This window comes from Geomonas propionica, from assembly GCF_016458235.1.
Classification (GTDB): Bacteria; Desulfobacterota; Desulfuromonadia; order Geobacterales; family Geobacteraceae; genus Geomonas; species Geomonas propionica.
Genome location: NZ_JAEMHK010000005.1, coordinates 19,685 through 39,749 on the forward strand (window position 1 = coordinate 19,685; position 20,065 = coordinate 39,749).

Consider the following 20,065-nt stretch of genomic DNA (forward strand, 5'->3'; position numbering starts at 1 on the left):
AATTATTCGCCCAGCGCTGGTGCCCCACGATTGCCGGTACCATGGGCGGTGCTGGTGCGGCATGGGGGGGCGAATGATTATTCGCCCCTACAGTGGACCTTGGCGATCGCGTATCACTGTGTCGTATGCAATGCTGCATATTGTGCCTCGGCCGTTCTGGGTATTGTTCCCGCTTTAGGATTGGTTCTTCCATCTTCAATCTATAAAAACTCTACCTCATTCATTACCTTTCTCCCCCGCAATGCTATAATACTTCCGGCTGTTTAACTGGATGAAGCGCCTTTCCTCACGGCTGTTTGATCCTGCCTGCCGCCTCCACGTCTCCACCAGGAACGAAATCGTATACTGTCTGGCACAGCTTGTGCTCTAGCTTTACACGTTTATGATTTCCTCTTGGAACAACCTGTAATAAAGGAGCCTTTGGATGAACAACACCGAACTGAACAACAGAGTCATTGCACGGGGCAAGGAATTCTTCTCCACCATCTCCGGCGAAAAGCCGTCCCTCTTTAACAAGGGCGCATGGATGGGCAAGGTGATGGACTGGAGCATGCAGAACGAAACCTTCAAGATCCAGATGTTCCGCTTTGTCGACGTCTTCCCGTCCCTCACCACCGGCAGGCTCCTCACCGACCACATTCGTGAATACTTCGGCGAAGAGAAGGATATGCCGCCGGTCCTCTCCACCGGCGCCAAGGTTGCCGGCATGCTCGGCTCCTTCGGCGGGGCGATGCTGAACAAGTTCCTCACTACCAACATCCAGGAGATGGCCCGCCAGTTCATCGTGGGCGAGAACACCAAGGAAGCCATCAAGAACATGGAACGTCTGAGGAAGGACGGCTTCGCGTTTGTTGTGGACGTTTTGGGTGAGGCCACGCTTTCCGAGAAGGAAGCGGACCTCTACATGAACACCTACCTCGAGCTCCTCGACTCGCTCAAGAAGGAATACAAGGACTGGAAACCGCTGCCGGGCAAAGGCGGCGACGCGAACCTCGACTGGGGCCATGCACCGAAGGTGAACGTCGCGGTCAAGCCGACCGCGCTCTTCTGTCTCGCCAACCCGCAAGACTTTGAAGGCTCGGTGGTCGCCATTTTGGACCGCGTCCGGAAGATCGCCCAGAAGGTCATGGAGCTGGACGGCTTCCTCTGCATCGACATGGAGTCCTACCGCCACAAAGACATCATCATCGAGGTGTACAAGCGGCTTAAGCTCGAGTTCCCCAACTACGACCAGTTCGGCCTCGTGCTCCAGGCCTACCTGGTGGACACCGACAAGGACCTGCCGGAACTCCTCACCTGGGCGCGCCAGAAGAACGTGAAGATCTCCATCCGCCTGGTGAAGGGCGCCTACTGGGATATGGAAACCGTCAAGGCGAAGCAGAACGACTGGGCCATCCCGGTCTGGACCATCAAGGCCGAGTCCGACGCGGCTTACGAGCGTCAGGCCAAGATGATCCTCGAGAGTTCCGATATCTGCCACTTCGCCTGCGCTTCCCACAACATCAGGACCATCTCCGCCGTGATGGAGATGGCTAAAGAACTTAACGTTCCCGACGAGCGCTACGAGTTCCAGGTGCTCTACGGCATGGCCGAGCCGGTCAGAAGGGGCATCCTGAAGGTCGCCGGCCGCATCCGCCTCTACTGCCCGTACGGCGACATGGTACCGGGCATGGGCTACCTGGTGCGCCGCCTGCTGGAGAACACCGCCAACGAGTCCTTCCTGCGCCAGAGCTTCGCGGAGGACGCACAGATCGAGCGCCTGCTCGAGGATCCGGAGGTCACCGCACAGCGCGAACGCGCAGCACGCGCCGCTGCCAAGAAGGCGGAAGCGAAGGGGCCCGGTGGTCTGAAGCCGTTCTACAACGAGGCCATGGTGGACTTCACCCGCGCCGACCACCGTGCCGCGTTCCCGAGCGAGATTGCTGCGGTCAGGAAGCAACTGGGCAAGACCTATCCGCTCTTCATCAACGGCAAGGAAGTGAAGACCGCCGACACCATCCCGTCGGTGAACCCGAACAAGCCGTCCGAGACCGTCGGCGTCATCTGCCAGGCGGGCACCAAGGAAGTGGGCGATGCCATCTCGGCCGCCAAGAAGGCCTTCCCGGCATGGCGCGACACCGAGCCCAAGGATCGCGCACAGTACCTGATCAAGGCTGCCGCCGTGGCGCGCCGTCGCATCTTCGAACTGTCCGCATGGCAGGTGCTCGAAGTTGGCAAGCAGTGGGACCAGGCTTACGCCGACGTCTGCGAGGCGATCGACTTCCTCGAATACTACGCTCGCGAGATGATCACCCTGGGTACCCCGAAACGCGTGGGCAACGCACCGGGCGAGTTGAACCACTACTTCTACGAGCCGAAAGGAGTCGCCGCGGTCATCGCACCCTGGAACTTCCCGCTTGCCATCAGCCTCGGCATGACCTCCGCCGCCATCGTGGCCGGTAACTGCGTGGTCTTCAAACCCTCCGGCCTCACCTCGGTGATCGGCTACCACATTGTGGAACTGTTCCGCGAGGCGGGCCTGCCGGAAGGTGTCTTCAACTACACCCCGGGCCGCGGCTCCGTCATGGGCGACTTCCTGGTCGACAGCCCCGACGTCTCCCTGATCGCCTTCACCGGTTCCATGGAAGTCGGCCTCAGGATCATCGAGCGCGCCGCCAAGGTCCACCCGGGCCAGGAGAACGTCAAGAAGATCGTCTGCGAGATGGGGGGCAAGAACGCCATCATCATCGACGACGACGCCGACCTGGACGAGGCGGTGCCGCACGTTCTTTATTCCGCTTTCGGCTTCCAGGGGCAGAAGTGTTCGGCCTGCTCCCGCGTCATCGTGCTGGACGCTGTTTACGACAAGTTCATCGAGCGTCTGGTCTCCATGGCGCAGGCGACGCTGGTCGGCCCCTCCGAGGACCCGGCCCACTATATGGGCGCCGTCGCCGATGACAAGGCGATGAAGACCATCAAGGAATACGCCGAGATCGGCAAGAAGGAAGGTCATGTGCTTTACGAGAGCAAGGTGCCGAGCGACGGCGGCTACTACGTCCCGATGACCATCATCGGCGGCATCAAGCCGGAGCACAGGCTGGCCCAGGAGGAGATCTTCGGACCGGTCCTCGCCGTGATGCGCGCGAAGGACTTCGACCAGGCCATCGAGTGGGCCAACTCCACCAAGTTCGCCCTCACCGGCGGCGTCTTCTCCAGGAGCCCGGAGCACCTGGCCCAGGCCCGTCGCGAGTTCCGCGTCGGCAACCTGTACCTGAACCGCAACAACACCGGTGCTCTGGTCGGCCGCCAGCCCTTCGGCGGCTCCAAGATGTCCGGCGTCGGCACCAAGGCGGGCGGGCACGACTACCTGCTGCACTTCATGGACCCGAGGGTGGTCACCGAGAACACCATGCGCCGCGGCTTCGCACCGGTCGAGGAGGACGACGACTGGGTCGCGTAAGGAACGGAGACTCCTCCCCCCGGAGGGGGGAGGCTGGGTGGGGGGCAGTCTGAGCCCGAAAGAGGCCCCCTCCCTGACCCTCCCCCTCCGGGGGCGGGGAATGACTTGAGCGCCTGCACTTTTATGAGTGCAGGCGCTTTTTCGCGTCCCAACTCCCTCTCTCAATTCCTCCTCCAAATGCACGTCGTGGAGGTGGAAACTCATAACCTATTGCTCTCACTATGTGGTCAATTTTGTTTACCAACTTCCTTGTTCCGGTTTACAGAATTCACCCTTTTTTCTCTTGATTTGTGGCATTTTTTGACATAATCTACCGGGTCGTAAAATAATTTTAATTTAATCTTGGGAGGTCCTATGCCTGCTGCACCGGGAACGTCGAAATTCCAGATAGAACTGCGCCGTCATCTGCGCGGTCAGAACATCAGTGACAACCTCGTGCACCTCATCTGTGAGATTGCCGAGGCCAGCAAGTATGTCATCAACGCGGTGCGCACCGGTGACCTGGGCGTCGCCGGTACCTCTAACCTTTACGGCGAGGAGCAGCTTGCCCTCGACGTGCTCTCCGACCGCATCATGCGCAAGCGCCTGATCCACTCCGGCGTAGTCTGCAACATCGCCTCCGAGGAAATGGACGAGATCTACCAGGCCCAGGCCAGCGCCGACGGCCTCTACTCGGTCGCGTACGATCCCTTGGATGGTTCCTCGCTGGTCGACGTCAACCTCGCCGTGGGCACCATCGTCTCCATCTACGAAGGATGCGACCTGCTCCAGCCGGGCCGCAACCAGGTTGCCGCCATGTACATCCTGTACGGGCCGAGGGTTTCCCTGGTTTACACCGTGGGCGACGGCGTGCACGAGTTCACCATGAACAACCTGATGGAGTTCACCCTGACCCGCGAGAACATCAGGATGCAGGAAGAGGGGAACATCTATGCCCCGGGCGGCCTGCGGAACAAATACAACGACGGCGACGAGCAGTTCATCCGCCACCTGGAAGCCAAGGGGTGCAAGCTGCGCTACTCCGGCGGCTTCGTTCCGGACATCAACCAGGTGCTGATGAAAGGGAAGGGGATCTTTATGTACCCGGCGCTCAAGGGCTCGCCCAACGGCAAGCTGCGCGTCCTGTTTGAGTTGAACCCGATGGCCTTCATCATTGAGCACGCCGGCGGCTCCGCCAGCAACGGCAATATCCCGATCCTCGACATCGTTCCCGAGTCGCTGGACCAGAGGGCGCCGATCTACATCGGCTGCAAGGCCGACGTGAAGGCAGCCACCGATTTCCTCGCCGAGCACAAAGGCGTACCGGCCGCTGCGGCATCGTTTGTCAACGGTTAGCGTTTTGTTGTAACATTGGCCGTACTGCGGCGTTTTCCGCTAAAGTTATCAAGCGGTATGGCGATAATTGTATTAACCAGATTTCCAGAGGTAAGAAATGACTACTAGCACCAAAAGGTTGTGCAGCGAAATCCAGCTGTTTGACCTCTGCGACCTCGATACCTGCACCTGCAAGGTCGAACGCTACTGCACCAATCCCGCCATCCTGGCCCGTTTCGAGGCCATCAAGGAGGAGGACGATCGTCCGCAGTACCTGGCCGACGAGGAATATGACGAGGACCAGGAAGAGGACGCCGACGACCTTGATTCATACGATGACGACGATTACGAAGACGACGACCAGTAACAGCTTCGCTCTTTAGAGGTACAACCGGGAGAACCGCTTTATTCAGGCGGTTCTTTTGGTATCACCGGTAGGACTTATTCATCTTTCCCACGTCCGGTCTTGGCAATAGACCGGCGCGGATTATAATAGCCCATCGGGGGGACCGGCCATGTCTGCTAAACTGCTCATTCTGGATGACGATCACGACATCCTGCTCATGCTGAAGACCATCTTCACGGGCGAGGAATACGAACTGCTGCTGGAAAGCGACAGTGAAGAAGCATTGAAGCGCGTCATCGCCGATCGTCCCAACGTGGCGATCATGGATATCAGCCTTCCCCAGAAGTCCGGCATCGAGGTGCTCAAGGAGGCGAAGAAGATCGATCCCGGCCTGGCCGTGATCATGGCCACCGGTTACAAGACCACCCAGAACGCGATCGAGGCCATGAAGCACGGTGCTTTCGACTACGTCACCAAGCCGTTCGACATGAACAAGCTGAAGGGGGCGGTCAAGAAGGCGCTGGAGTGCAACCTCTTGAGCCGCAAGGTGCGCTATACCAAGGAGCGTCCCCAGGCCGAGGAGGATCTCACCGAGGACCTGATGATCGGCTCCTCGCCCGAGATGATCGAGATCTGGAAGATGGTGGGGACCGTCGCCGATTCCGACGCGGCCGTCCTGATCCAGGGCGAATCCGGCACCGGCAAAGAGCTCCTGGCGCGCGCCATCTACAACAACTCCCGCCGCAAGAACCGTCCCTTCCTGGCCGTCAACTGCGCCGCGCTCCCCGAGGCACTGCTCGAGTCGGAACTGTTCGGGCACGAGAAAGGGGCCTTCACCGACGCCCATTCCCGCCGCATCGGCAAGTTCGAGCAATGCAACGGCGGCACCATCTTCCTCGACGAGGTCGGGGAGATGAGTCCCGCCAACCAGGGCAAGTTCCTGCGCGTCCTCGAGAACCAGGAGTTTGAGCGGGTAGGCGGGAACGAGACCATCAAGGTCGACGTCCGGGTCATCGCCGCCACCAACCGGTCGCTGTTGGCCTCGGTGAAGGAGAAGTCCTTCCGGATGGACCTTTTTTACCGTCTGCGCGTGGTGAACTTCTTCCTGCCGCCGCTTAGGGACCGCACCGAGGACATACCGCTCCTGGTCGACCTCTTCGTGAGGAAGTTCGCCAAGAAATACGGCAAGAACGTGAAGGGGGTCGCCCCCGACACCATGGCGCTTTTGATGAGCCACCAGTTCGAAGGGAACATCAGGGAACTGAAGAACGTCATCAACTCGGCGGTGGTCTTCTGCCGCGGCGACATCCTTGTTTCCGGCGACTTTGAGTCGTTCCTGACCGCCAAGGCGGGCTTCAAGGAGGTCGACCTCGACGTTGTGGGGGACGACTACTACGAGGTGTTCTGGAGCATGCTGGAGCCGGTTTTCGACGGCATCTGCCAGAAGAACAAGGGGGCCATCTACGAGAGCGTCAACATGGGGCTCGAGAAGGCGCTGATCCACATGGCCATGGAGAAGAGTAACAACAACCAGGTCTTCGCCGCCAAGTTGCTCGGTATCAGCCGCAACACCTTGCGCGACCGCTTGGAGCGCTACCGGATCGGGATGGGCGAACAGTCCTAGCAATCAGGCGGTAACAGCATGAATAAGAAGAGCCGGCGACCTGATGGTCAGCCGGCTCTTCTTTTGTTTTTATCTTCCTGTAGGGGCGAATAATTATTCGCCCTTGTACTTTGCCTTGCGTGGACCACCCTGGTGTGTCATCGCTGGACGAATGATTATTCGCCCCTACAGTGGCACGGGTCGGATTACAGCGTCTTACCCGCCGCCTTCTCCCACTCCTCCTTCGGTATGGAGAGGAACACGTCTACGAGCTTCGGGTCGAACTGCTGTCCGGAGCAGCGCACCACTTCGTCCAGCACCGCCTGGAAGGTGAGGGCCTTACGATAGGGACGATCCGAGGTCATGGCGTCCAGGGTGTCAACCAGTGAGAAGATGCGCGCGCTGATCGGTATCGCCTCGCCGGCCACCCGATGGGGATAGCCGGCGCCGTCGTAGCGCTCATGATGAAACAGCACCAGTTCGGCCGCGTCGGTGAAGTACTTGATCCCGGCCAGGATGTCGTAGCCGATCTTCGGGTGTTGGCGCATCACATTCCATTCCTCGTCGTCCAGTTTCCCCGGCTTCAACAGGATGTTGTCGGATACGCCGATCTTGCCGATGTCGTGCAAGAGGGCGCCCTTGCCCAAGATGATCCGCTCCTCGGGCCCGATACCCGCTTTCTCCGCCAGCAGGCAGGTGTACGCCATCACCCGTTCCGAGTGCGAACCGACTTCCTTTTCCCTCGCGTCCAGCGCCCGGATCAGCGCCGCCAGCGTGTGCTCGTAGGCTTGGTTGATCTCGCCCATGACGGCCCGGATCACCTGGGTCTGTTCGCGGACCTTGAGCTCCAGGTTGGCCTGGTACTCCTTGTTCTCCATGATCAGGCGCCGCTTCTCCAATGTGTTCTTCACGGTCAAAAGCACCCGGTCCAGGTTGAAGGGCTTGGTGATGTAGTCCTCGGCCCCGTTGTGGATGCATGAAAGCGCAGTGTCCATGTCGTTCATCGCGGTGATCATCAGCACCGTGGTGTCCGGCGTGACCTGCTTGATGTCCTTTAGTAGATCGATGCCGGAGCGACCGGGCATCATGATATCCAGAAGGGCCAGGTCCAACTGCTGGCTGTTGATGATGTCGAGGCCTTCTTCGGCGCTGCCGGCCTGAAAGCAGGTAAAACCTTCCTTGGACAGAGTGATGTTGATCAGTTCTCTGATCATGTCCTCGTCGTCGGCTATGAGTATGTTCCCTTTCAATTGCTACCTCCTGGAATCGCCCGCGTCGCTTCTTGCGACCCGGTCCCCTGCAACGTGTCCCTCACCTTTCTGATCAGGGCGTCACTTGCAAAGGGCTTGGGCAGGAACTGCATCCCTCTCTCCAGCGTCTTCTCGAAGCTGGTCCGGTTGTCTGTGTGTCCAGACATGAAAAGTACTTTGAGCTGCGGCTTCCTGGCCAGCAGATGCTCAGCCAGGGTAGGGCCGCTCATAAAGGGCATGACCACGTCGGTCAGGAGCATGTCGATCTCGTCGGCGTGCTTCTCGAACAGTACGATGCCCTGTTCTGGGTCCGTCGTTTCCAGCACCCTGAATCCGCGCATTCTCAGGGTATGCACCACCAGGTTCAGCACGCCGGGCTCATCCTCGACCACCAGTATGGTGTGGTCGGTATCGATAGCCTCGTCGAGCTGCTGTTTGGACTGGGACTCCGCCTCCTGGAGGGTGCGGGGCAGATAGATGTCGAAGCGCGCCCCTTGCCCCGGTTCGCTGATCACCTCGATGTAGCCGCCACACTGCTTCACGATGCCGTACACCGTGGCAAGTCCCAAGCCGGTGCCGCGCCCCATCTCCTTGGTGGTGAAGAACGGCTCGAAAAGTCGCTGCTTCACCTCCTGGGTCATTCCCTGGCCACGGTCGGTGACGCTCAGCCTGACGAAGCTGCCGAGCTGTGAGCCCGGGTGGCGATGCGTATAGGCTTCGTCCAGCTCGCAGTTCATGGTCTCCACGGTGATGACCCCGCCGGTGTCGGAGGCGTCGCGCGCGTTCACCACCAGGTTCATGACGATCTGTTCCAGTTGCCCCGGGTCCATCTTGATCAGCCCGGCATCGGGAGCGAGGTCGGTGACCAGCCGGATGTTCTCGCCGATGAGCCGCTCCAGCATCTTCTGGACCGATTTCACCTGGCGGTTCATGTCCAGCACCCGCGGCTCCATGATCTGCCGGCGGCTGAAACTGAGCAACTGCCGGGTGAGGTCGGCGGCCCGCTCCCCTGCGCGCAGGATCTGTTCCGCCTCCTTGTGCATGGGCGACTGTTCGTCCAGGGCCCGGATCAAAAGCGTGCTGTAGCCGTTGATCACGGTGAGCAGGTTGTTGAAGTCGTGGGCGATGCCGCCGGCCAACTGGCCCACAGCCTCCATCTTCTGAACCTGGCGCAACTGGTCCACGACCAGCTTTCTCTCGGTGATGTCTTCCTTCACGCCGACGAAGTGGGTGATCTCTCCCTCCGGGTTCTTGACCGCGGATATGGAGCAGCTCTCCCAGAAAAGGTCACCGTTTTTCTTCCGGTTGTGCAGTTCGCCGTGCCATTCCTTGCCGGAGCAGATGGTCTGCCACAGGTCGCGGTAGAACTCCTCGTCCATGTTGCCGGACTTGAGGACGCTGGTCTTGACGCCGATCAGCTCGGCCTCGGGATAGCCGCAGACCTCGATGAACTTCGGGTTCACGTACTCGATGCAACCCCGCAGGTCGGTGATCACCACCGATACCGGGCTCTGTTCGACGGCGCGCCATAACTTGCTCAGTTCCGCCTCGGCGCGGCGGCGTTCGGTGATGTCGAGCAGCGTGCCGATCACGGCATCCGAGCCGTTGATCAGGGTCCTGGTGCCGTTCACCTCAAGGTCGATGGCGGAGCCGTCCTGCCGTTTGCCTCGGAAGAAGAAATGCAGCGGCTCGCTGCCCTCCTTGAGCGGACGCAGGAACTCGGCCAGCACCCGGACATGGTCTTCGTCGGCGACCAGATCGAGGAGGCTGCGCTTTTCGATCAACTGCTCCGGCGCATAGCCGAAGATGGCGCCCAGCTTCGGGTTCGCGTAAATGAAGATGTCTTTCTGCAGCATGAAGATGCCGACCAGGGACTGCTCCACCAGGCTCTGAAAACGCGCCTCGGTCGCGGACAGGGCTTCTTCCGCCACGCGCCGCTCGCGGCGCACCACCGCTTCCTTCAGCTCCCGCCTGATGGCCGGGATCAACCGCGACAGGCGGTCCTTGATCAGGTAGTCGTGCGCCCCGGCGCGCATCGCCTCGACGGCCGCATCCTCCCCCATCTGGCCCGAAACCATGATGAAAGGGAGGTCGACACCGCGCTCGTGCATGAGCTGCAGCGCCCCCAGGCCGCTGAAACGGGGCATGACGTAGTCGGAGACGACTATGTGCCATCCCCCGCGGTCCAGCGCCGCGTTCATCTCGTCCGGGGTCTCCACCCGCTCGTAGATAGGCGAGAACTCCTTCTGAAGGTGCCGGACGATGAGGATGGTGTCCTCGGGGGAATCGTCTACGATCAGGATGCGCAGTGGATGTTTCATCTGCCCCTCGCGTCGGTGCATCTGATTCGCAACCTTCCTTCACCTCCTTATCGGCCGGCTGCCCTGATAGGTTTAGCTGCGTCATCATTTTTATCAAAAAAGGAAAGAGTGTGTACGCCGCTTCTTTGGCTACAAATTGCCGGCGGAGTATGCTATGAATCTTGCCAGCTTACCCGCCACAAAGGAGAAAACAGCGTGCACATCCTTTCTCTTGCCCGTCCCTTGCCCAAAATCCTGCTGCTTGTGCTTTTGTCCGCTTCCCTTGGCACAGGCTGCTCCAAACAGACAGAGAAGCCGAAAACAAAGCCTCCGGCGCCGGTCAGCGTGGCCCGGGCCACGCAGAAGGACGTTCCCATCGAGCTGCGCGCCATCGGCAACGTCGAGCCCTACGCCACCGTGGCGCTCAAGTCCCGCGTCGCCGGGATGATCACCGGGGTGCGCTTCAAAGAAGGGGACGACGTCGCCAAAGGGTCGCTGCTGTTCACCGTGGACCCGCGCCCGTTCCAGGCGCAGCTGGCGCAGGCCCAGGCCAACCTTGCCCGCGATCTCGCCAGCGCCAACAACGCCCGCGAACAGGCGAAGCGTTACGCCGCGCTCTGGCAGGAGGGGATCGTAACCCGTGAGCAGTACGACCAGCTCCAGGCCAACGCCGACTCCCTCTCCGCCTCGGTAGCCTCGCTGCGCGCCGCGGTGGACAACGCCAAGCTGCAGCTCGATTACTGTTTCATCCGCTCCCCCATGCCCGGGCGCACCGGCGGGCTTACCACCCATGCCGGCAACCTGGTGAAGGAAAACGACACGGCGCTGGTCACCATCAACCAGATCGTCCCGCTTTACGTCACCTTCTCGCTGCCCGAAAAAGATCTCGCCACCGTCAAGGGGAGGATGAGCGACCGGTTGCCGGTCCAGGCCAGGGTCGCGGGGAGCGCCATCGCTGAGCACGGGACGATCACTTTCCTGGACAACGGCGTCGATCCCGCCACCGGCACCATCAAGGTGAAGGCCACCTTCGCCAACGCCCGCAAGACCCTCTGGCCCGGGCAGTTCGTCAACGTCGCCATCACCCTCGATACCAGGAAGGGCGCGACCGTGGTCCCCACCCGGGCCGTCCAGACCGGCCAGCGGGGTGAATTCGTCTACGTGGTGAAGCCCGACGCCACGGCGGAGGTGCGCCCGGTCAGCACCGGCCCCTCCCTTGATGGGCTCACCGTGATCGAGAAGGGGCTCGTCCCTGGTGACACGGTGGTCACCGACGGGCAGGTGAAACTGGTGCCGGGCGGCAAGGTGGCAGTGAAGGGCGGGGCGCCCACATGAACCTCGCCGAACTCTTCATCCGGCGCCCGGTGATGACCAGCCTGGTCATGCTCGCCATCGTGCTGGCGGGACTGATCGGTTACCAGCTGCTCCCGGTGAACGATCTCCCCAGCGTCGATTACCCCACCATCCAGGTCACCGCCAACCTCCCGGGAGCGAGCCCGGAGACTATGGCCAGCGCCGTCGCCACGCCGCTGGAGCGCCAGCTCTCCACCATCGCCGGCATCGACACCATGAACTCCACCAGCGGCCAGGGCGTGACGCGCATTACGCTTCGCTTCGCGCTGGAGCGCGACATCGACGCCGCCGCGCAGGACGTGCAGTCAGCCATCACTAAGGCGAGCCGGCAACTCCCCCAGGACATGCCGTCCCCCCCGTCCTACCAGAAGGTCAATCCCGCCGACCAGCCGGTGCTCTACCTGGTGCTCAGCTCCAAGACCCTACCGCTGTCGCAGGTGAACGAGTACGCGGACACCATGATCGCGCAGCGCATCTCCATGGTGAGCGGGGTGGCGCAGGTGCAGGTCTATGGCGCCCAGAAGTACGCGGTCCGGGCGCGGCTGAACCCGATGGCGCTCGCCTCCCGCAAGATCGGCATCGACGAGGTCTCGCAGGCCCTGTCCCGGGGCAACGTGAACCTCCCCACCGGGACCCTGCAGGACGCCAGCAAGTCCTTCGCGATCCAGTCGCAGGGTGAGCTCCTCGACGCGGCCGCCTACCGGCCGCTCATCGTCGCCTACCGCGGCGGCGCACCGGTGCGGCTGTCGGACCTGGGGAACGTGGTCGACTCGGTTGAGAACGACAAGATCGCCGGCTGGTTCAACGGCAGCGAGCGGGCCATCATCCTCGCCGTGCAGCGCCAGCCCGGCACCAACACCATCGAGGTGGTGGACTCCATCAAGAAACTTTTGCCCGGCTTCCGGGACCAGCTTCCCGGCGCGGTCACCCTGCACGAGCTCTACGACCGCTCCCAGGCGATTCGGCACTCGGTGGCCGACGTCAAGTTCACCCTGGTGCTCACCATCGGTCTGGTGATCATGGTGATCTTCCTGTTCCTCAGGAACCTCTCGGCCACGGTGATCCCGAGCCTGGCGCTCCCCATCTCGCTTATCGGCACCTTCGCCGCCATGTACGGCCTGGGTTTCTCGGTGAACAACATCACCCTGATGGCGCTCACCCTCTCGGTCGGCTTCGTCGTCGACGACGCCATCGTCATGCTGGAAAACATCGTGCGCCACATGGAGCATGGTGAGCGTCCCATGGAGGCCGCGCTCAAGGGGGCCAGGGAGATCGGCTTCACCATCGTCTCCATGACCATCTCGCTGGTGGCCGTCTTCATCCCGGTGCTCTTCATGGGGGGCATGTTGGGGCGGCTCTTGCACGAGTTCGCCGTCACCATCACCTGCGCCATTCTGATCTCGGGCGTGGTTTCCCTGACCCTCACCCCGATGCTCTGCAGTCGTTTCCTGCATCCCCCAGCAGAGGAGCGCCACGGCAGGATGTACCTTTTTCTGGAACGCTGCTTCGACTCCCTGCTCGCCGCCTACAGCCGGACCCTGAGCGCCGTACTCAGGTACCGACGCGCCACCCTCGTCATCACCCTGATCATGACCGCGGTCACGGTGTACCTGTTCAAAGTGATGCCCATGGGGCTTCTCCCCAGTGAGGACCTGGACTCTTTCTACTGCACCACCGAGGGGGCGCAGGGGGCTTCATTCGAGGAGATGGTCATCCATCAGCAGGAGCTTGCCAAAAGGATCGCCGGCAACAAGAACATCAAGGGGTTCATGTCCACCGTCGGTGCCTCGGGCTCCCGGGTCGGTTCTAATTCGGGCTTCATGTTTATCACGCTTAAGCCGAGAAGTGAAAGGAATGATTCGGTCGACCAAGTAATCCAGCAGTTGCGCCCGAAACTGGCAGAGGTGCCGGGTATCCAGGCCTTCATGCAGAACCCGCCTCCGATCAGGCTGGAGGCGCAGCTCTCCAAGAGCCAGTACCAGTTCGTACTGCAGAGCCCGGACACCCAGGTGCTCTACGACAGCGCGGCCGCCTTCGAGCAGAAGCTGAAGCAGGTGCCGCAACTGCTTGACGTCACCAGCGACCTGCAGCTCAAGAACCCGCAGGTCGACCTGAAGATCGATCGGGACAAGGCGACGGCGCTCGGGGTGACGGCGCAGCAGATCGAGGACGCGCTTTACTACGCCTACGGCTCCAGGCAGGTCTCCACCATCTTCGCCCCGACCAACCAGTACCAGGTGATCCTGGAACTGGAGCCGCAGTACCGGCTCGACCCCTCCGCCCTGGGGCTCCTCTACGTGAGGTCGTCCACGGGCGCGCTGGTGCCGTTGTCCACCATGACCGCGCTCGGCAAGTCGCTGGGGCCGCTGTCGGTGAACCATCTGGGGCAGATCACCAGCGTCACCGTTTCTTTCAACGTAAAGCCGGGGGTACCCCTGGGCGAGGCGGTGGCGGCGGTTGAGAAGCTGGCCGCGAGCACGCTTCCCCCCGGGATCAATACCGGCTTTCAGGGAGCGGCGCAGGCCTTCCAGTCCTCGACCAAGGGGCTGACGCTGTTGCTGCTGGCGGCCGTGGTGGTGATCTACCTGGTGCTCGGGATCCTCTACGAGAGCTACGTGCACCCGATCACCATCCTGTCCGGGCTCCCCTCCGCCGGGCTCGGCGCGCTCTTGACGCTGATGCTGTTTCACAAGGAGCTGGATCTGTACGCCTTCGTCGGCATCATCATGCTGGTGGGGATCGTGAAAAAGAACGCCATCATGATGATCGACTTCGCGCTCGACGCGCAGAGGCGCGAGGGAAAGAGTCCGATGGAGGCAATCCACCAGGGGTGCCTGGTTCGTTTCCGTCCCATCATGATGACCACCATGGCGGCGCTTATGGGGACTCTCCCCATCGCCCTTGCCATCGGGGCCAGTTCGGAAGGGCGGCGCCCCTTGGGGCTCGCGGTCGTTGGGGGCCTCCTTGTGTCGCAGCTTTTGACGCTCTACATCACGCCGGTGGTCTACTACTACATGGACCGCGCCGTGCAGAGGGGTCGGGAGTTTTTTCGGAAGAAAGTGCCGGCGCAGCAACCGGGACCGTAACTTTCTAGAACGACAATGTCTAGACATAGAAAGTAGAAGATGAACGTAGAACTTAGAACGTAGAACCTAGAACGTCTTTCATGTTGGTGGAGTTAGCGGCATGTTGATCAACGACGATGCTCAAAAACAGGTATTGACCATCCTGGCCAAGACGGCGGTCACCCCGGCCGCCGACGTGCAGGAGCGCGCCAGTTCCCTGCTGCAGCTGAACCCCGGCCAGCAGGTCAAGGCAGAGATCATCGCCAACCTCCCCAACAGCATGTACATGGCCCGGGTCGCCGGGGAACTTTACAAGCTGGAGATCCCGCTCAACGTGCAGCCCGGGGAAACCCTGGACCTCACCTTCGTCACTGCCGATCCCCGCGTCACCTTCCAGATGCTGCGCCCCCAAACCGAGTCGGTGCAGCTGAGTTCCATGGGGAAGTGGCTTGCCGACGTGGTGGAGAACGCGCCGGGGCTGCCGCCGGCGTCCGAACCGCTGGTCGAGCATCCTGAGCAGGCCGCTGCACAACTCGCGGGCAGGCTGAAGACGAGCCTCACCCAGAACGGGATGTTCTACGAATCGCACCTGGCCCAGTGGGCGCTGGGGGGGCTCCCCCTGAAGGAGCTGCTCAAGGAACCCCAGGGGAAGCTGTCCCGCCTGCTGTCGGAGGGGGAGGGGGATGCTGCGGGTGAGCAGGCTGGCGGCGCCATCGCCGACAGCCGAACGCTGCCGCTCATCAAGGAGCAACTGCACCTGTTGAATACCGGCGTGCTCGCCTGGCAGGGGGAGGCCTGGCCCGGTCAGGAGATGAGGCTGGTGGTGGGCGAGGGGAGCGCGGAGCAGTGGGAACAGGGGATCGAGGCGAACCTCTCTCTGGACCTGCCGCGCCTGGGCGGGGTAAAGGCGTCGCTTCGTTTCACGCCCGAGGGGATCAACGTCCAACTGGTCTGTGACCGTCCCGGTGCGTCGGAATTGATGCGCCAGGCCAGCGGCGAGCTGCGCGCCTCGCTGGCCGCCCAGGGACTGCACCTGAACAAGATGGCGGCCAAGGATGACTAGGAAAACCTCCGACATGAAACGCGCGGTGGCCATGGCCTACAGCCCCGACGAGGGTGGCGCTCCCCGCGTCGTCGCCAAGGGGGCTGGCATCAGCGCGGAGGCGATCATATCGCTCGCCAAGGAGCACGGCGTGTACGTGCACCAGTCCGCGGAACTGGTCGCCATGCTGATGCAGGTCGATCTTGACGCCGAAATCCCGCCGGAACTGTACCAGGCGGTCGCCGAACTGTTGGCCTGGCTCTACTCGCTGGACCAGCAACTGGATCGGCAGCTTTAAACTTCCCCGCTTGGCGCTAGAAGCGCTCCACCAGCAGGTAGTCCGTGTCCTCAGCGGTGACGTGCTCCTTGTCCAGCGGCGGGACCGGGGGTAATACGATCCGGTACTCCAGGTTCCCCTTCAACTCCGCAGGTACGCCTCCCACCCCGCGCGCATGCCCCCCGCCTGCAATCACGACCATGACCTTTTCCGGGTGTGCCGCCAAGTAGCCGGTGATGCGCCTCGCCATCACCATGTTGCGCAGCATCTGCGCCTCGGCGATGTGCCGGAATGATTCCAAATTTCTGCCGTGGTTGGAGGAGTAGCTGCCTATGAATCTGACGAACTCGTCGGTCACCCTGGCGTCAATGTCCGGCGGCAGTTCGGCGAGTTCAAGCGGGGAGAGGGAGGCGAAGCCGCGCTGCGCCACCGACTGCACCACGGAGCGCGGCGCGTTCAGCGCCACGATCGGGATGTGGTTGTCGCGGGCGAAGAAAAAGATGTCGCTGTACATGCCCCAGGGGATGTTGTGCCAGCTCCACTGGTACACCTTGCGGAAGGCATCTTCCGGCACCCTGCCGGCGCTCCAGGCATCGAGCGCTGGCTGACTCACAAGCTCGAACATCTCCATGCCAATGGCGACGTCCTTGCCACGGGCCTTGAGGGACTGAAGCACCCGCAGTTGCAGGCCGTGATGGGCTGCCGCGTCGTGCCGCTCGCCGATAAAGAGCACCGGCGCGCCCGAGATGTCGGCGATCATGGTGTCGACGTCCACGGTGGCGCCGTCCCGTACCCGCAGCGCCTGCGAGATGGAGCAGCCGCACAGCAGGGCGGTCAGGAGCAAGCTCAGCAGCAATCTGGCGGCGTGAGGGAAGGGCATGGCGTGGTTATAGCAGAAACGCCGGACGGGCGCCACGGTAAAGAAAAATGGTGCGAGAGCGGGCAGTACCAAATAAAAACGCCCCCTGGCATTGCCAGGGGGCGTTTGTGTTCTGTTTGAGCGGGATGCTTATGCCGAGACGGTGACTACCCTGCCGTCCACCTGCAAAAGCCCCTCGCAGAAGAGCCGCACCGCTTCCGGGTAGATCCGGTGCTCTTCCTTCTGGATGCGGGCACAGAGGCTATCCTCGGTATCCCCCTCCAAGACCGGAACCGCCGCCTGGATGATGATGGGGCCGGTGTCGGTGCCGCAGTCCACGAAGTGGACGGTGCAGCCGGCGACCTTGGCGCCGTACTCCAGCGCCTGGCGTTGGGCGTGCAGCCCGGGGAAAGCGGGCAGGAGCGCCGGATGGATGTTCATGACCCGCATCGGGAAGGCGTCCAAAAGCACCGAGGTGATGATGCGCATGAAGCCCGCCATTACCACCAGTTCCACGTCGAACTCGCGCAGGGTCGCGACCACCGCCTCGTCATAGGCCTCGCGGCCGGTGTAGGCGCGGTGGTCCAGGTGCAGCGCAGGGATGCCGGCCTTCCTGGCCCGTTCCAGCCCGAAAGCGTCGGCCTTGTTGCTGATCACGCAGACCACGCGTCCGTTGATGGTACCGGCTGCGCAGGCGTCGATGATCGACTGCAGGTTGCTGCCGCTGCCCGAGATCAGTACCCCTATTTTGAGTTCATTCCCCATGAGGTTTCCGCGCGGACTAGACCAGCTCCACGCACTCCTTGCCGGCTTCGCACTTGACCACGTCGCCGATGACGAAAGCTGTTTCGTTGAGGCCGGTGAGCCTGATCATGATGTCGTCGGCCTCTTTCTCCGGGACCACGAGGACCATGCCGATGCCGCAGTTGAAGGTACGGAACATCTCGTTCTCCTCGATGTTGCCGCCTTTCTCGATGATCTTGAAGATCTCCGGAACGTCCCAGGTGTCCTTCTTGATGACCGCCTTGCAGCCGTTGGGGAGCACGCGGGGGACGTTCTCCAGCAGGCCGCCGCCGGTGATGTGGGCCAGGCCGCTGATGTTGAAGTCACGAAGCAGGTTCAATACGGAACGGACGTAGATGCGGGTCGGGGTGAGCAACTCCTCGGCCACGGTCTTACCAAGGCCCGGGAGCTCGTCGTTGATGTCCAGCCCCATGTGCTCCAGGATGACCTTCCTGGCCAGCGAGTAGCCGTTGGAGTGCAGGCCGGAGGAGGAGAGGCCGATCAGTTTGTTGCCCACGGTGATGGAGGAGCCGTCGATGATCTTCTCACGCTCGACAACGCCAACCGCGAAGCCGGCCATGTCGTACTCGTCGCCGGTGTAGAAGCCGGGCATCTCGGCGGTCTCGCCGCCGATCAGGGCGCAGCCTGCCTGGACGCAACCTTCGGAAACGCCCTTGATGATCGAGGCGCCTTTCTCAGGGTCGAGTTTGGCGGTGGCCAGGTAATCCAGGAAGAAGAGGGGCTCGGCGCCCTGGACGATGATGTCGTTGACGCACATCGCTACCAGGTCGATGCCGATGGTGTCATGACGGTCGGCCAGGAAGGCAAGTTTCAGCTTGGTGCCGACACCGTCGGTGCCGGAGACGAGCACGGGATGTTTGTACTTGCCGGTGTTCAGTGAGAAGAGACCGCCAAATCCGCCTATGTCAGCGAGGACTTCCGGACGGGAAGTGGCCTTCACCAACGGCTTGATCATCTTGACGAAAGTGTTGCCGGCGTCTATGTCTACCCCGGCGTCTTTATATGTGATATTCTTCTCTTTCAAGGCTAAACCTCCGATAAAGTAAAGACGAAATCTATCCCATTCCCCCGTAAAAGTCAAAGTGAAAAAGTTGTTTACTTCGACAGGTCCTTTGCTTAATATGCCTTGCTGTGTCAGCCTCGGGGAACAAAATAGCACTTCGTGCCATGCGTAACGAGGACTTAGACAGCGTCCTCGAAATCGAGTCGGCATCGTTTCCCCGCCCCTGGACCCGGCGCCATTTTCTGGACGAGATGGAGAGTCCCGGCAGCTTCCCGGTGGTGGCCGTGACCGGTGACGGGAAGGTCGCCGGGTACCTCTGTCTGAAGCAAGTGCTGGACGAGGCCGAGATCCTCGATGTCGCCGTCGGCCCCGCTTTCCGGGGGGGCGGCATCGGTCGCGCGCTGGTCGACTGGGGCGTCGCCTTCTGCCGAAAGCACAAGTTGAACCTGCTCTGCCTGGAAGTCCGGGTGGGCAACCACGAGGCGATCTCTCTTTATCGGCGCCTGGGCTTCACCGAGGTGGGGCGCCGCAAGAACTACTACGAAAATGGCGACGATGCCATTCTGATGGACCTATCCATAGCTCAAGTAGAGGAAAACGATGCAGTTTAAATCCATGGTTATCTCTAACGTCGAGGTGTCGCCCAACTACTTCAGGATGAGGATGAGCGCTCCGGAGGAACTCGCCTCCGCGGTCCCCGGGCAGTTCGTCATGCTGAAGGTGAACGACGCCATCGACCCGCTGCTCAGGCGCCCCTTCGGACTCTTCGATGTGGGGAGCTTCGTCCCCGAGTATGCCGGCTGCGGCACACAGGTGTACTGCGAGATCCTGTACAAGGTGGTGGGGAAAGGGACCAAGATCCTCTCCGCGCTGCACCACGGCGACCTGGTCGACCTGCTGGTCCCGCTCGGCAAGGGGTTCCAGATGGGACCCGCCGGCGAGGAGAAGGTGCTGGTGGGCGGCGGCGTGGGCCTTGCCCCGCTGTACTACCTTGCCAAGGAACTGAAGCAGCGCGGCGAGAAGGTGCGCCTCTTCGCCGGGGGACGCAACCGCGACGACGTCCTCTGCATCACCGAATTCGAGCGGCTCGGTGTCGAGACCTACGTGGCCACGGACGACGGCACCCTCGGGGAGCGCGGTTTCGTGACCCAGGTGCTGGAGCGCCACCTCGGTACCGGCATGCGCATCTTCGCCTGTGGCCCGACCCCGATGCTGAACGCGGTAGCCAAGATGTCTCAAAAACTGGGCGTGCCCTGCCAGGTTTCCATGGAGGCGTACATGGCCTGCGGCGTGGGCGCCTGCCTTGGGTGCGTCATGAAGGGTGCCAACCACAGCGACGAGACCCCCGACTACCGCTGCGTCTGCAAGGACGGCCCCGTCTTCGACAGCTTTGAACTGCAATGGAGTTAG

General features: G+C 61.8%; 15 protein-coding genes. 10 read left to right on the forward strand and 5 right to left on the reverse strand.

The window, feature by feature from the left end; genetic code table 11:
- Positions 1–424: 424 nt before the first annotated feature.
- The 4 genes from pruA to JFN90_RS08060 all read left to right on the forward strand — a co-directional run bounded on the left by pruA (position 425) and on the right by JFN90_RS08060 (position 6,723).
- Entirely contained in the window at positions 425–3,439 is a 3,015-nt protein-coding gene (gene pruA, locus JFN90_RS08045; protein ID WP_199394603.1) for an L-glutamate gamma-semialdehyde dehydrogenase, read from the forward strand.
- A gap of 354 nt (positions 3,440–3,793) precedes the next feature.
- Complete coding sequence (locus tag JFN90_RS08050) at positions 3,794–4,774, forward strand: class 1 fructose-bisphosphatase (protein ID WP_199394604.1); 981 nt, start codon at positions 3,794–3,796, stop codon at positions 4,772–4,774.
- A 97-nt stretch (positions 4,775–4,871) separates the two neighbouring features.
- Positions 4,872–5,120 carry a hypothetical protein gene (locus tag JFN90_RS08055; RefSeq protein WP_199394605.1) on the forward strand — a complete coding sequence of 83 codons (249 nt, stop codon included), beginning with the start codon at positions 4,872–4,874 and terminating at the stop codon, positions 5,118–5,120.
- 148 nt (positions 5,121–5,268) lie between these two features.
- A complete protein-coding gene (locus JFN90_RS08060; protein ID WP_199394606.1) occupies positions 5,269–6,723 on the forward strand; it encodes a sigma-54-dependent transcriptional regulator in 1,455 nt (484 codons plus the stop codon).
- Between the two features lie 185 nt (positions 6,724–6,908).
- Here JFN90_RS08060 and JFN90_RS08065 read toward each other — a convergent pair whose 3' ends face one another.
- Both JFN90_RS08065 and JFN90_RS08070 read right to left on the reverse strand, forming a co-directional pair.
- Complete coding sequence (locus JFN90_RS08065; RefSeq protein ID WP_199394607.1) at positions 6,909–7,952, reverse strand: response regulator; 1,044 nt, start codon at positions 7,950–7,952, stop codon at positions 6,909–6,911.
- Positions 7,949–10,273, reverse strand: coding sequence for a PAS domain S-box protein (locus JFN90_RS08070; RefSeq protein WP_199394608.1), 2,325 nt, complete (start codon positions 10,271–10,273; stop codon positions 7,949–7,951). Before JFN90_RS08070 ends, JFN90_RS08065 begins: the two co-directional genes overlap by 4 nt.
- A gap of 195 nt (positions 10,274–10,468) precedes the next feature.
- Here JFN90_RS08070 and JFN90_RS08075 point away from each other — a divergent pair, with 195 nt between their 5' ends.
- The 4 genes from JFN90_RS08075 (at position 10,469) to JFN90_RS08090 (ending at position 16,010) form a co-directional block, all read left to right on the forward strand.
- Positions 10,469–11,587 (forward strand): efflux RND transporter periplasmic adaptor subunit, encoded by a 1,119-nt coding sequence (locus JFN90_RS08075; RefSeq protein ID WP_328755426.1) that lies wholly within the window; start codon positions 10,469–10,471, stop codon positions 11,585–11,587.
- On the forward strand, positions 11,584–14,691 hold the full coding sequence (locus JFN90_RS08080) for an efflux RND transporter permease subunit (RefSeq protein ID WP_199394610.1): 3,108 nt from the start codon (positions 11,584–11,586) through the stop codon (positions 14,689–14,691). The genes JFN90_RS08075 and JFN90_RS08080 overlap by 4 nt, the downstream gene beginning before the upstream one ends.
- Before the next feature lie 100 nt (positions 14,692–14,791).
- Positions 14,792–15,733, forward strand: coding sequence for a flagellar hook-length control protein FliK (fliK, locus tag JFN90_RS08085; protein ID WP_199394611.1), 942 nt, complete (start codon positions 14,792–14,794; stop codon positions 15,731–15,733).
- Entirely contained in the window at positions 15,726–16,010 is a 285-nt protein-coding gene (locus JFN90_RS08090; protein WP_199394612.1) for an EscU/YscU/HrcU family type III secretion system export apparatus switch protein, read from the forward strand. The genes fliK and JFN90_RS08090 overlap by 8 nt, the downstream gene beginning before the upstream one ends.
- 16 nt (positions 16,011–16,026) lie before the next feature.
- On the opposite strand, the gene JFN90_RS08095 is transcribed toward JFN90_RS08090, so the two are convergent.
- The 3 genes from JFN90_RS08095 to purM are packed head-to-tail and all read right to left on the reverse strand — an operon-like array spanning position 16,027 to position 18,676.
- Positions 16,027–16,941 carry a ChaN family lipoprotein gene (locus tag JFN90_RS08095; RefSeq protein ID WP_236018912.1) on the reverse strand — a complete coding sequence of 305 codons (915 nt, stop codon included), beginning with the start codon at positions 16,939–16,941 and terminating at the stop codon, positions 16,027–16,029.
- 57 nt (positions 16,942–16,998) lie between these two features.
- Positions 16,999–17,613 carry a phosphoribosylglycinamide formyltransferase gene (gene purN, locus JFN90_RS08100; protein WP_199394613.1) on the reverse strand — a complete coding sequence of 205 codons (615 nt, stop codon included), beginning with the start codon at positions 17,611–17,613 and terminating at the stop codon, positions 16,999–17,001.
- Positions 17,614–17,629: 16 nt separating this feature from the next.
- Positions 17,630–18,676: a phosphoribosylformylglycinamidine cyclo-ligase gene (gene purM, locus JFN90_RS08105; RefSeq protein WP_199394614.1), complete on the reverse strand. Its 1,047-nt coding sequence runs from the start codon at positions 18,674–18,676 to the stop codon at positions 17,630–17,632.
- A 143-nt stretch (positions 18,677–18,819) separates the two neighbouring features.
- Here purM and rimI point away from each other — a divergent pair, with 143 nt between their 5' ends.
- Together rimI and JFN90_RS08115 are read left to right on the forward strand one after the other, a co-directional pair.
- A complete protein-coding gene (rimI, locus tag JFN90_RS08110) occupies positions 18,820–19,266 on the forward strand; it encodes a ribosomal protein S18-alanine N-acetyltransferase (RefSeq protein WP_199394615.1) in 447 nt (148 codons plus the stop codon).
- On the forward strand, positions 19,256–20,065 hold the full coding sequence (locus JFN90_RS08115; RefSeq protein ID WP_199394616.1) for a dihydroorotate dehydrogenase electron transfer subunit: 810 nt from the start codon (positions 19,256–19,258) through the stop codon (positions 20,063–20,065). Before rimI ends, JFN90_RS08115 begins: the two co-directional genes overlap by 11 nt.

Excerpts from the sequence above, each read along its gene's own strand:
- purN (WP_199394613.1), bottom strand. The coding sequence starts at position 17,613 with ATGGGGAATGAACTCAAAATAGGGGTACTGATCTCGGGCAGCGGCAGC.
- fliK (WP_199394611.1), top strand. The coding sequence starts at position 14,792 with ATGTTGATCAACGACGATGCTCAAAAACAGGTATTGACCATCCTGGCC.
- JFN90_RS08080 (WP_199394610.1), top strand. The coding sequence starts at position 11,584 with ATGAACCTCGCCGAACTCTTCATCCGGCGCCCGGTGATGACCAGCCTG.
- JFN90_RS08115 (WP_199394616.1), top strand. The coding sequence starts at position 19,256 with ATGCAGTTTAAATCCATGGTTATCTCTAACGTCGAGGTGTCGCCCAAC.
- JFN90_RS08070 (WP_199394608.1), bottom strand. The coding sequence starts at position 10,273 with ATGAAACATCCACTGCGCATCCTGATCGTAGACGATTCCCCCGAGGAC.
- rimI (WP_199394615.1), top strand. The coding sequence starts at position 18,820 with ATGCGTAACGAGGACTTAGACAGCGTCCTCGAAATCGAGTCGGCATCG.
- JFN90_RS08060 (WP_199394606.1), top strand. The coding sequence starts at position 5,269 with ATGTCTGCTAAACTGCTCATTCTGGATGACGATCACGACATCCTGCTC.
- JFN90_RS08090 (WP_199394612.1), top strand. The coding sequence starts at position 15,726 with ATGACTAGGAAAACCTCCGACATGAAACGCGCGGTGGCCATGGCCTAC.
- JFN90_RS08050 (WP_199394604.1), top strand. The coding sequence starts at position 3,794 with ATGCCTGCTGCACCGGGAACGTCGAAATTCCAGATAGAACTGCGCCGT.
- pruA (WP_199394603.1), top strand. The coding sequence starts at position 425 with ATGAACAACACCGAACTGAACAACAGAGTCATTGCACGGGGCAAGGAA.
- JFN90_RS08055 (WP_199394605.1), top strand. The coding sequence starts at position 4,872 with ATGACTACTAGCACCAAAAGGTTGTGCAGCGAAATCCAGCTGTTTGAC.